Below are 13194 nucleotides of genomic sequence, written 5' to 3'. Positions count from 1 at the left end.
TTTAGCCAGATATTCAACAATTTCAGATTGGAACTCTGGGCAATTTCCAAGTACAATACTGCGCTAGTCGAGGGATGCTGCGACGTTTTACAGGTACGAAATGTAAAAGCGCTAGGCTCGACCATCGGTCAAACATCCGCTTTGATCAACAACGGCATCCGCGAACTGAATGATCAATTGTTTTTATTAAGGAGATCGTGATGAACGCGGTTAATGCTTCATTTACTGATTACAAAGTAGCAGACATCACTTTAGCAGACTTCGGTCGTAAAGAAATCAAACTTGCAGAAGCTGAAATGCCAGCCCTGATGGGTCTGCGTAAACGCTACTCTGCGGCTAAACCACTTGCTGGTGCTAAAATTTTGGGTTGTATCCACATGACAATCCAAACAGCAGTTCTGATCGAAACTTTGGTTGAACTTGGCGCTGAAGTACGCTGGACCTCTTGTAACATCTTCTCGACTCAAGACCACGCTGCTGCTGCCATTGCTGCGTCTGGTGTTCCTGTGTTCGCTTGGAAAGGTGAAACTGAAGAAGAATACGTGTGGTGCTTAGAGCAACAAATTAACGTGAATGGCACGCCTTGGGATGCCAACATGATTCTGGACGATGGCGGTGACTTAACTGCACTTGTTCACGAAAAATACCCAGAAGTTTTGGCGAAAATCCACGGTATTACTGAAGAAACCACCACAGGTGTACAACGTCTGCTTGAAATGTGGAAAGACGGTTCTCTGAAAGTACCTGCAATCAATGTAAACGATTCAGTAACCAAGTCTAAAAACGACAACAAATACGGTTGCCGTCACTCACTCAACGATGCCATCAAACGTGCAACCGATATGCTTTTATCTGGTCGTCGTGCGCTGGTCATTGGTTATGGTGACGTAGGTAAAGGTTCTGCGCAATCACTTCGTCAAGAAGGCATGATCGTACGTGTTTCTGAAATCGATCCTATCTGTGCAATGCAAGCCTGCATGGACGGTTATGAAGTGGTTTCTCCATACAAAAATGGTGTACAAACCGGTAAAAAAGAAGACGTAAACGCTGACCTTCTTCTAAACACTGACTTGATCGTAACAACAACCGGTAACTACCACGTGTGTGATGCTGCCATGCTGGATACATTAAAAGCAGGTGCTGTGGTATGTAACATCGGTCACTTCGACACTGAAATCGACACCAACTACTTACGTGGTTACAAGTGGGTTGAAGTGAAACCTCAGGTTCACCAAGTGTATCGTTCAGAAAATGAAAACGATTATCTGATCCTGCTGTCTGAAGGTCGTTTAGTGAACCTGGGTAATGCAACAGGTCACCCATCACGTGTGATGGACGGTTCATTTGCCAACCAAGTTTTAGGTCAAATGCACTTGTTCGCTGAGAAATTTGCTGATCTACCTGAAGATCAAAAACAAGCAGCGATTCGCGTTGAACTGCTTCCTAAAAAATTGGACGAAGAAGTGGCTGCAGCCATGGTTGCAGGCTTTGGTGGCGTTCTGACGCAATTGACGCAAGAACAAGCGGACTACTTAGGTGTAGCGGTTGAAGGTCCGTTTAAATCGGATGCTTATAAATATTAATTAGCCCTCACCCCATCCCTCTCCCATAGGGAGAGGGTGAACTCTCAAATCATTTACATTACGAGTTTTACTTGTGAAATTTAAGTAATTTGAGCCAAGACTCTGCGTTATTCAGTAATGAATACTCCTCTCCCTTTGGGAGAGGTCAGGGAGAGGGTGAATAAAAAGTATTTATAAAAAGGATTTCAACATGTCAAAACAGATTCCGATTTCATTCGAGTTCTTCCCAACCAAAACTGATGCCGGTGCAGAAAAACTCAAGACCGTACACCAAGAGCTTCAGCTTTTAAATCCAGAATTTTTCTCGGTGACCTATGGCGCTGGTGGTTCAACTCGTGAACGTACCTTATCGACCATTAACGACTTCAATGGCAAAGGCACACCGGTTGCGCCTCACCTGTCTTGTATTGGTGATGATAAAGCCCGTATTGCCGAATTGCTGGACCTGTACAAATCACAAGGTATTGACCGTATTGTGGCACTGCGTGGTGACTTGCCATCCGGTCAGGTTGGCTTGGGTGAATTGCCATATGCACAGGATCTAGTCCGCTTTATTCGTGAACATTCCGGTGATCATTTCCATATTGAAGTGGCTGCCTATCCGGAAATGCACCCACAAGCGGAAAGCTTTGATAAAGATATTCAGCATTTTGTTGAAAAAGTAAATGCCGGCGCCAATGCAGCCTTAACGCAATTCTTTTTCAATCCGGATGCCTACTTCTACTTTGTTGAGCGTATTCAGCAAGCCGGTGTCAATATTCCGGTGGCGCCGGGTATTATGCCAATTACCAATGCCAGCAACCTGATTCGCTTTGCCGATAGTACTGGTGCTGAAATTCCACGCTGGATTCGCAAGCAACTGGCGACATATGGTGATGACACGGCATCGATTAAAGCCTTCGGTCATGAAGTGGTGCTGAAATTCTGTGAACGCCTGATTGCAGGTGGTGCGCCAAGTCTGCACTTCTACACCATGAACAATACCGAGCCTACCCGTCAGCTTGTGACTGATCTTGGTTTAGCCTAATTTTCTTTTTGCGAGTTGTACTTTATGCCACGTTTTTATATTGAAGCTGAATTAACGGTTGAGACGCAGCTCGCGCTGACCGAAACCGTATTTCACCATTGGTGTAAAGTACTGCGCGCACAAGTGGGCGACACAGCCACCCTGTTCAATGGACAAGGTGGCGAATATGAAGTGACCCTTACCGACGTCCAGAAAAAAACAGCAACGGTGATGGTCAACAGCTTTAATCCGGGCAACCGTACACCTAAATTCAAGGCCCTGCTCGGTCAGGTCATGAGTAAGGGCGACCGGATGGATTATGCCATTCAAAAAGCGGTGGAACTCGGCGTTTCCGAGATTCAGCTCCTCACCTCTGAACGCTGCGAAATGCGTCTGAAATACGACCGTGACCAGAAAAAACTGGATCACTGGCAAGGTATCGCCATTGCTGCTTGTGAGCAATGTGGTCTGAATATTGTGCCTAAAATTCTCCCGCCGATGTCGCTGGAAAAATGGCTCGATACCGATCTGCCAGCCACCAAACTGGTATTAGCACCCAACAAAGATGAAGTGAATGTCTTACACAATGCCACGCCAGAACTTGCCCTGTTAATTGGGCCTGAAGGCGGCCTGAGCGAGGCTGAAATCAGTAGCGCAAATACGAAAGGTTTTGTGAACTGGTGTATAGGCGAGCGCGTGTTAAGAACTGAAACTGCGCCTGTGGTCGCACTTTCTATTTTAAATTTTAACTTCAGCGTGTAATTCGTCTTATTTTTAGCTGAATGCTGAGTCAGATGATTGCTTTTTTAAAGTTTACTGACTAATCTCAAAATATTATTTTACAATTTCACCTAATATCAGGTTATTCATAAAATAAAATGGATTTTTACATACTCTGTAATTTATAGGGTTTTGGGGATATATGTCAGACCATCAGGATGAGCTCATGGAGCAGTATTTGTATGCTGCCCAAATCACCAATACAATCCGGCTGATGCGCTTTTTTTTGCTGAGCATCCTCATTCTCTGTTTTTATATTTATTTTATTTTTCACTACTCTTTTAATTTTTCAACTTTCGCGTTTAATGCCTGGTTTCTGCTGAGTGAACTGGGGCTGGCCGGCTGCCTGTTCTTTAATGAAATGCGCTTTAAGCCCGGTCAATACAGTATTCAAATGGCACATCGCTGGATCAAGCTGGTATGCCTGCTGGTTGGCATTAGCCTGGGTATTGGCATTGCCCTGCTGTACTATTTCCTGCCGCAATACAGTCCAGACATGAGCACCTATCAGGCCATTATTCTGGCGGCTTTGCTGGTGATTATTAGCCAGACCTTTGCCCTCATCTTTTTAACCCAGCGCTTGAGCTATTTTTCGCTAGTCTTTATTCCGGCCATTGCGCCGTATTTAATTTCCCCACTGTTCTTTAACAGCAACACTGAACCGCTGTTTTATCTGGCCACCAACTTTGCCTTAATCTGTCTGCTGATTTGTGCCAACACCTCCATGCACATGCATCGCCGGCTATCCAGCGTCTATTTCAAGAATAATCAGCTGAAAAAACAGGCCGAACAGCAAGTGGCCTGGACCGACCAGCTGTGCCAGCAACTGCAAACGGAAATGAACCGTTCCAAAGACATTGAGCAGCAGCTGCAGTTTAATAACCAGATGCTGGAACAGAAAGTGAAAGAACGGACCTTTGAGCTGGAGCAAATCCATAAAGCCCTGCAAGATCAACAGGCCAATCTGGTACTGGCGCATGAAGTGGCCGGGCTAAAACCATGGGATTGGGACATCAAGCATCGCCTGATTACCCTGACCAATGAACACCAGCAGCTGAAAATGTCCGGCTCCAAAGCCCATCATCACAAACTGCAGCAACTGATTCACCCGGATGATCTGGCGCATTTTCGTAACACCATGAAGCAGCATCTGCGTGGCCAGACCGACCGCTATGAAGTGACCTACCGGGTACAGCAAAGCAATGGCAAATGGGTCTGGGTACATGATGTTGGCCGTGTGATTGAGCGTGACCCCGAAACCCGGCGTCCATTACGCATGGTCGGTATCCGCCGTGACATCCATCAGGAAAAAACTGATCAGGAACGCCTGAAACTGACCGCCAGCGTACTACAGCAGGCAGCAGAAGGGATTTTTATTCTGAATGAGGACCTGCGTTATATTGAGGTCAATCCGTGCTTTGAACAGCTGACCGGCTTTAGTCGCGAGCAGATTATTGGCAAACATCTGTTTGATATTGCCAGCAATTACAAATCACGGCAGCGCAGTATGCACAATGCCATTGTCAAGCAACTGCTCAAAGAAGGCGAATATGATGGCGAAATGGATGAAAAATACCTGTCGGGCAAAGAGCTGACCATCCGCCTGCACATGAATACCGTCAGCAATGAGCAGAACCGCTCTACCCATTATGTCGGGATTGTCTCGGATTTAACCGAGCGCCGCCGGCAGGAACAGCGCCTGTCCTATCTGGAAAATTATGACACGCTGACCGATCTGCCTAACCGGTTTTATTATAACTATCAGCTGCATCAGTATCTGGTGTCCCATCAGGATTCGATTAAACAACTGGCGGTGATTCGTCTGAACATCGACCGGTTCCGGGTGCTGAATGAATATTTAAGCCATAATGGCGGCGATGAACTGCTAAGACAGGTGGCACAGCGTTTACGCCTCATTAATGCCGAAGCGCTGTTGGTGGCGCATTTAAATGGCGATGACTTTGCCATTATTTATGAGCTGTCACATATTCGCCCATCGGTGCAGCAGCATTGCGAACGTATTACCAAAGCCTTCTCGGCGCCGTTTAATATCCAGGGTCAGGACCATATTATTACCCTGTCGATGGGCGTGTCTTTATATCCTGAACATGGCCGGCAGCTGGATTATTTAAACAACTGTGCCGAACAGGCGCTGTCGGAAGCCAAGCGTCTGGGTGGCAATACCACCAAATACTATTCGCTGGAAACCACCAAGCTGTTAGAGCAGGACGTGCACATTGAGCGCGATTTACGTCAGGCCATTAAAAATGATGAGCTGATCGTCTATTACCAGCCAAAAATCAATTTCCATGATCAGCAGGTCTCCGGTTTTGAAGCCTTGGTACGCTGGAACCATCCGGAAAAAGGCCTGATTCCACCCGGCTTATTTATTCCAATTGCCGAGCAAACCAGCCTGATTTCAGAGATTGGCCATATCGTAATTCAGCAAACCGCCAAGCAGATTCGGGACTGGCAGGCACTGGGCTTTGATAACATCCGGGTTTCGGTCAATATTGTGGCGCAGCAGCTACAACGCGGACATTTGCTGGAAGATATTGATGAGGCGCTCAATACCTATCATATTTCCGGTGAAAGCCTGGAACTGGAAATTACTGAATCGTCGTTGCTGGAAAATACCGACGAGGTCAAATATATTCTGGAAGAAATCAAGAAGCGCCATATTCATATTTCGCTGGATGATTTTGGTACCGGTTATTCTTCCCTCTCTTACTTAACCGATTTTCCTATAGATGTTTTAAAGATCGACCGCAGCTTTGTGTCCAAGATTGGCCACAGCAAGCAGGAGGCCATTGTCAGTGCCATGATTGCCATGGGCAAAGCCATGGGCATGACCATTGTCGCTGAAGGTATTGAAACTGAACATCAACTTCAGTACCTCAGAAAGCTCGATTGCGACATCGCCCAGGGCTTTTTATTCTCCAAACCGCTGCCACAACAGGATGCGACCCGCTTCCTGAGTGAAAAAATGCAGACACCACTTATTGTTAGTGAATCTTAATCTATAGCTTAAACTTCTAAGTTTGTACTAAAAAATGCGCAGCTTTGACTGTGCTTAGTGCTTAAGTAATGGTATATTCGAGCAGATTTAGCACAAACCGCCAGCATCGCTGGACACAGTAACATACGAGATTCAGATGGACGATCAATCATTAAAACAGCAGGCTTTGTATTATCACGAATTTCCTACTCCAGGTAAAATCAGCGTTACCCCAAGTAAGCAGCTGGTCAACCAACGTGACTTAGCGCTTGCATACTCACCTGGTGTCGCGGCACCATGTTTAGAGATTGAACGGGATCCTTCTACTGCAGCACTGTATACAGCACGTGGCAACCTGGTTGCCGTGGTGAGTAACGGTACCGCTGTACTAGGTTTAGGGAACATCGGTCCTTTAGCGTCTAAACCGGTTATGGAAGGTAAAGGCGTTCTGTTCAAGAAATTCGCCGGCGTCGATGTATTTGACATCGAAATCGCTGAAAATGATCCAGACAAAATCGTTGATATCGTTGCTGCACTCGAACCAACCTTTGGCGGGATTAACCTTGAAGACATCAAGGCACCAGAATGCTTCTACATCGAGCAAAAACTGCGTGAACGCATGAACATTCCGGTGTTCCATGATGACCAGCATGGTACGTCAATTATCGTCGGTTCTGCGCTGCTGAATGCGCTACAACTGAACGGCAAAAACATTGCCGAAATCAAGATTGTGGCTTCAGGTGCCGGTGCTGCTGCCCTGTCGTGCCTGGACCTGCTTTGTGCCCTGGGTGCGAAAAAAGAAAATATTATTGTGGCGGACTCGCGCGGTCTATTGACCACTAAACGTGAAGGTCTGGACGAGTCGAAAAAACGCTACGTACAGGATATTGAAGCGACCCAACTGGCCGATGTAATTGCCGGTGCCGATATGTTCCTCGGTCTCTCTGCTGCCGGTATTCTGACCAAAGAAATGGTCAAGCAGATGGCGGCTAATCCAATCATCTTCGCTCTGGCTAACCCGGACCCGGAAATTCTGCCTGAACATGCCCACGAAGTACGTGATGATGTAATTATGGCAACCGGCCGTTCCGACTATCCGAACCAGGTGAATAACGCGCTGTGCTTCCCGTACATCTTCCGTGGTGCGCTAGATGTCGGTGCAACCACCATTAACGAAGAAATGAAAATTGCCTGCGTACACGCGATTGCACGTATGGCACACATAGAAGCAGATGCGGCATCCTATGGTGAAAAATCTGCTTCATTTGGTCGTGACTATTTAATTCCACGTCCGCTTGATCAGCGTCTGATTCTTGAAATTGCTCCTGCGGTCGCCAAAGCAGCGATGGATTCAGGTGTGGCAACACGTCCAATTCAGGACTTCTCGGCTTATCATCAACGTCTGTCAGAGTTTGTATATAACTCTGCGTTTATGATGAAACCAATTTTTGCACAGGCGAAAACCGATCCGAAACGCATTGCCTATGCAGAAGGTGAAGACTTACGCGTTTTACGTGCAGTACAAATTGCAGTGGACGAAGGTCTGGCGCAACCGATTCTGGTGGGTCGTACTGCGGTTATTGAAGCGAATATCAAGAAACTGGGCTTACGTCTGGAACATGGTGTGAATATCACTATTGTTGACCAGGAGAAAAACCCGGATTACGAAAAATTCGCCGATGATTACTACAGCATCATGCAGCGTAAAGGTGTAACGCCTGAATATGCGCAGCGTGAAGCACGTCGCCGCTCGACCTTAATTGCCGCAATGCTGGTGAAACACGGTCTGGCTGACGGTATGTTATGTGGTACTTATTCAAGCTACGACATTCACTTAGACTTCGTTAGCAATATCATTGGTCTGAAAGAAGGTCACAATACTTTCTTCACCTTGAATGCGCTGATGCTGGAAGATCGTAACCTGTTTATTGCCGACACTTACATCAACCGTAATCCAACCGCTGAACAGCTGGCGGAAATGACCATTCTGGCGGCTGAAGAAGTACGCCGTTTTGGTGTAACACCACGTATTGCCCTGCTGTCGCATTCAAGCTTTGGTTCAGACCAGAACGATGCCAGCGCGCAAAAAATGCGTAAAGTGTTTGATATTCTGTCTGAGATTGCACCAGAACTTGAAGTGGAAGGTGAAATGCATGGTGATGCGGCACTGGATGAAAATATTCGCCATTTCGCATTCCCGAACTCACGCTTCAAAGGTTCAGCTAACCTGCTGATTATGCCGAACCTGGATGCAGCCAATATTTCGTTTAACCTGCTGAAATCGACTTCAGGCAGCAACGTGACCATTGGTCCAATCTTGCTGGGCGCAGCGAAACCGGTACATATTTTAACGCCAACAGCGACCACCCGTCGTGTGGTGAATATGACTGCGTTAACCGTGGCAGAAATTCAGCAAGCGGAACAAGACGCGCTATAAAAACTGAATGCCGAGTGAAAAGCTCGGCATTCTGACTTGAGAAAACCTCTATTCTGTTGCATGATGACCTCAAGAATAGAGGTTTTTTCATGCAAGTTTATTTAGTAGGCGGTGCGGTGCGAGATCATTTGCTGGGGCACCCCTATCACGAAAAAGATTATGTGGTTGTCGGGGCAACACCCGAACAGCTTCTGGCCCAAGGCTATCAGCCCGTGGGCAAAGACTTCCCTGTGTTTTTACATCCTGAATCAAAAGAAGAATATGCACTGGCCCGTACCGAACGTAAAGCCGGTCAGGGCTATCATGGTTTCGAGTTTTATACTGCACCCAATGTCACGCTGGAAGAAGATTTAATCCGTCGTGACCTGACCATTAATGCCATGGCCATGGATGAAAACGGCAAGGTCTATGATCCTTATGGTGGACAGCAGGATCTGGCGCAAAAAGTGCTGCGTCATGTTTCCGACGCCTTTGTTGAAGATCCATTACGTGTGCTCAGAATTGCCCGTTTTGCCGCGCGTTATAAAGCGCTGGGCTTTCGTGTGGCCGATGAAACCCTGGCCCTGATGCGCACGCTGGCAGCGTCTGGCGAGCTGGACACCTTAACCCCGGAACGGGTCTGGAAAGAAACCGCACGTGCCTTGCAGGAAGATCATGCCGATGAATACTTTGAAGTGCTGCGTCGCTGCGGTGCCTTAAAAGCCTTGTTCCCGGAAATTGATGCCCTGTTTGGGATTCCACAGCGCCCGGAATATCATCCGGAAATTGACTGCGGCGTGCATACCTTAATGTCCCTGCAACAGGCCTGCCGCCAGAATTACAGTCTGGATGTGCGTTTTGCCGTGCTGGTGCACGACTTGGGCAAGGCCCTGACCCCAGCCGATGAATTACCGCGTCATATCATGCATGAAGAACGTGGTATTCAGCCGGTTACTGACCTGTGTGACCGCCTGAAAGTGCCGACCTATACCAAACAACTGGCACTGGCGGTGTGCAAGGAACATTTAAAATGCCATCAGGCCCTGACCTTGAAACCGGGCACCTTATGGCGTCTGCTACAGCGTCTGGATGTGTTGCGTCGCCCGGAACGGGTAGAAGCCTTTGTTCAGGCCTGTGAATGTGATTCGCGTGGCCGTTTAGGCATGGAAGATCGGGACTATCCGCAGGCCGATTATGTGCTCAAAGCCATGCAGGTGGTGCGCGGCATTAAAGCGCAGGATTTATCGCCTGAGATTAAAGGCCCGGATATTGGTGAAATGCTGATTCAGCGCCGTATTAAAGCCATTGAAGTGCTGAAAGCAGAATATACCGCTGCAAGCTAAAATTGAGTCATAAAATTAAAAATACCCGTGCTATACACGGGTATTTTTGTTGATCAGGGATGAATCATCCCCCTGTGCTGATCTGGATCAACCTGCCTTAAGACTGCTCGGCCGGAAAAGTAATTACCTGTTCCAAACGCATCTGCTGGGTGGCAACCATCAATAAACGGTCAATACCCAGCGCAATACCTGAACATGGCGGCATCTGAGGCAAGGCACTGAGCAAATATTCATCAAGTGGCATCACATGCAAGCCCAGTTTTTCCCGCTCCTGATTGTCGGCTTCAAAACGGCCACGGAGCACCTCGGCATCAGCCAGTTCATCATAGGCATTGGCCAGTTCCAGCCCTTCAATGTACAGCTCAAAACGGGCGGCAACCAGTTCGCCCTCTTCATCGACACGAGTTTTGGCCAGTGAGGCCAGTTCCGGCGGGAAATCAGTCAGGAATACCGGCGTATCAAAGCCCAGACTAGGCTCAACCATATGCGAGAACAACAGGTCGATATAGCCCAGACGATCATCACCTAAATCGAGGCTTAGCCCGACACGCTGACAGCAGGCTTTCAGTTCAGATAATGTCGCTTGCAGCGGATTCAGATCCAGCCGGTCCATAAAAGCATGTTTATAACTCAGTACTGTCGGACGCACTTCACCAAAACGCTGTGCCAAGGTCAGATTGAGTAAATCGGTGACTTCAAACATCAGCTCTTTCAGGCTAAAACCCGGGCGATACCATTCCAGCATGGTAAATTCGCTATTGTGTTTGCGGCCATGCTCATCATCACGAAACACCTTGCAGATCTGGTAAATCGGGCCACTGCCACTGGCCAGCAGGCGTTTCATGGCAAATTCAGGCGAAGTTTGCAGATAATGCGTCTGCTGCTGGCCCAATACATGACGCTTGGCCTGTACCGAGCTTAAATGTACATCGGTGACACCGGCCTGCGACAAAATAGGCGTTTCCACTTCCAGCACTTCGCGCTCAGCAAAAAACTGGCGAATCTGGACGTACATCTTGGCGCGGGCGCGCATAGCCTCAAGACTACAGGTCGGCTGATAGTTCAGGCTCATGCGGCTGGCCCTCCATGCGCAGCCCATTCACGGCGCAGCGGATAAGTCTTGCGTAAATGGTCAAAGGCCTGCTGATCGACCTTGCCGTCTTTTAAGCAGGCACGTAATTTGGCGTCATCGGCAGCAATATCATACATCTGTGGCAGATGCTGTTGCAGTGCGGCTTTTAACGGCTGACCACTAAAATAATCGCTGCACGGCGGCAACTGGTTTTCAAAGCGTTTATATGCCACTTGCCCAAAGACTTCACAAAAAGCGGCATAAATCAGTTGTGTGCCGCGGGCTTTGCCTTCCAGACTGTAACCGGCAATATGCGGCGTTACCAACGTGACCAGATGTAATAATTCGGCAGAAATTTCCGGTTCATGCTCAAATACATCCAGCACCACCGCACGCCCGGTCTGCTGGATATCGGTCATTAATGCCTGCTCTGCCACCACCGGACCACGCGCTGAGTTAATTAAAATTGCATCCGGCTTCATCTGGGCCAGGGTTTCGGCATTGAACAGATGATAGGTCGGATACGGACCGGTTTTGGTCAGCGGCACATGAATCGAAATGGCATCGGCCTGAGCGAATACGTCTGCCAATGCCAGTTGCTGCACACTTTCACGTTGCACCAAAGGATCATAAGCCACTACTTTCCAGCCCAGCAGTTCCGCCATTACCGCCAGACGCGAACCGACATTGCCCAGTCCGATAATGCCCAGACAGAACTGCTGGCCTGCTTCCAGTAAGGCTGGACGCACATGCAGTAAGGCGGTAATCACATATTCGGCAACCGCCTGTGCATTACAGCCGGCGGCATTGGACCAGCGAATCTGCTGCTGTTCCAGCGCGGCAATATCCAGATGATCGGTACCAATGGTGGCACTGCCCACAAAACGCAGCTTGCTGTGCTGGATCAGTTCGGCATTGACCTTGGTTACCGAGCGCACCAGTAAGGCTTCGGTATCGTGCAGGTCCTGCGCAGTTAAGGTCCGGCCCGGACGATGGGAGATTTCACCAAACTCGGCAAAAAAATAATCGGTAAAGGCCAGATTTTCATCGGCAATAATTTTCATAAGGCAATCCAATGCTTTGATCTGTCCATGATAACGCCTGAAGGCCCTGCGGATGAAGCGCTATTGCAGTAAATACACTGAATATTAACCGCAGCAAAGCCGGCCCATCAGGCTTCACCCAAATACAACTTGCCGAAGCCGAATAAAACAATATATGTTTTTATAATATGTTATAGTCAAGGCCAGTCTTAATCTTCTCCCCCGTTTATTTTTAACCAATGAAGGGCCTGCATATGACACCTCGCTTTAGCAATCCATGGGATGAACGCTACCACAGCACCGATCATTTATATGGCGAAGCGGCCAACGTTTTTATTCAGCAGATGGCCCAGCAGTTAGCGATTTCTGGCGCTACGCTGGGCATTGCTGAAGGTGAAGGCCGTAACCTGATTTATCTGGCCGAGCGCGCCCGTGAACAGCAACTGCCGTTTGCCGGACTACTCTGGGATTATTCGACTGTTGCGCTTGAAAAAGCCCAAAAACATGCCCAGGCCAAACAGCTGACCTTGGACACCGCCGCGGTGGATTTAAGTCAGGTAGAATGGCCGGAAAACCAGTTTCAGCATGCGATTTGCGTGTTTGGTCATGTCAATCAGCCGACCCAGCAGAAATTACTGCACGGCGTGCGTCATAGCCTGAAATCCGGTGGCTGGTTCATTGGCGAGGTCTATTCCAAAGCACAACTGGCCTATGCCACCGGTGGCCCGGGCAATCCTGACATGCTGTATGATCCACGTGATTTTCTAGAGATCTTCCAGCAGGATCATCTGCTGCATTTCTTTGTCGGTGAAGTGGAACGTCATGAAGGACAGCTGCATCAGGGGAAGTCGCATGTGATTCAGTTTGCCATTCAAATCCGTAAATAAAGCATAAAAAAGGAGGATGAATCTGCATTGATTCATCCTCCTGCAATTCGATTCCTGCTGCTTACT

General features: G+C 48.2%; 9 protein-coding genes. 7 read left to right on the top strand and 2 right to left on the bottom strand.

Going from position 1 to position 13194, the window contains the following annotated elements:
- The first annotated feature begins 200 nt into the window (after positions 1 to 200).
- From ahcY to VF685_RS10850, 6 genes are all read left to right on the top strand, one after another.
- Positions 201 to 1583, top strand: coding sequence for an adenosylhomocysteinase (ahcY, locus tag VF685_RS10875; RefSeq protein WP_005179150.1), 1383 nt, complete (start codon positions 201 to 203; stop codon positions 1581 to 1583).
- A gap of 190 nt (positions 1584 to 1773) precedes the next feature.
- A complete protein-coding gene (gene metF / locus VF685_RS10870; protein WP_016659212.1) occupies positions 1774 to 2610 on the top strand; it encodes a methylenetetrahydrofolate reductase [NAD(P)H] in 837 nt (278 codons plus the stop codon).
- A gap of 24 nt (positions 2611 to 2634) precedes the next feature.
- Complete coding sequence (locus VF685_RS10865) at positions 2635 to 3351, top strand: 16S rRNA (uracil(1498)-N(3))-methyltransferase (RefSeq protein WP_005179155.1); 717 nt, start codon at positions 2635 to 2637, stop codon at positions 3349 to 3351.
- Between the two features lie 160 nt (positions 3352 to 3511).
- Positions 3512 to 6388, top strand: coding sequence for an EAL domain-containing protein (locus tag VF685_RS10860; protein WP_368775817.1), 2877 nt, complete (start codon positions 3512 to 3514; stop codon positions 6386 to 6388).
- A 136-nt stretch (positions 6389 to 6524) separates the two neighbouring features.
- Positions 6525 to 8804, top strand: coding sequence for an NADP-dependent malic enzyme (locus VF685_RS10855; protein ID WP_104488292.1), 2280 nt, complete (start codon positions 6525 to 6527; stop codon positions 8802 to 8804).
- Between the two features lie 89 nt (positions 8805 to 8893).
- On the top strand, positions 8894 to 10126 hold the full coding sequence (locus VF685_RS10850; RefSeq protein ID WP_368775816.1) for a multifunctional CCA addition/repair protein: 1233 nt from the start codon (positions 8894 to 8896) through the stop codon (positions 10124 to 10126).
- A gap of 97 nt (positions 10127 to 10223) precedes the next feature.
- Here VF685_RS10850 and epmA read toward each other — a convergent pair whose 3' ends face one another.
- Positions 10224 to 11198, bottom strand: a complete 975-nt coding sequence (epmA, locus tag VF685_RS10845) for an EF-P lysine aminoacylase EpmA (protein WP_286423853.1) — start codon at positions 11196 to 11198, stop codon at positions 10224 to 10226.
- On the bottom strand, positions 11195 to 12262 hold the full coding sequence (locus VF685_RS10840; RefSeq protein ID WP_368775815.1) for a 4-phosphoerythronate dehydrogenase: 1068 nt from the start codon (positions 12260 to 12262) through the stop codon (positions 11195 to 11197). Before VF685_RS10840 ends, epmA begins: the two co-directional genes overlap by 4 nt.
- 233 nt (positions 12263 to 12495) lie before the next feature.
- Between VF685_RS10840 and VF685_RS10835 the strand changes: the two genes are divergently transcribed.
- Positions 12496 to 13128, top strand: coding sequence for a class I SAM-dependent methyltransferase (locus tag VF685_RS10835; RefSeq protein ID WP_005179171.1), 633 nt, complete (start codon positions 12496 to 12498; stop codon positions 13126 to 13128).
- The last annotated feature ends 66 nt before the right edge of the window (positions 13129 to 13194 follow it).

Source organism: Acinetobacter sp. Brlt_5 (assembly GCF_051949055.1).
In the GTDB taxonomy this organism is placed as follows: Bacteria; Pseudomonadota; Gammaproteobacteria; order Pseudomonadales; family Moraxellaceae; genus Acinetobacter; species Acinetobacter indicus.
Note: the sequence above shows the minus strand (reverse complement) of the source record. Positions and strands in the feature narration are given on the sequence as shown.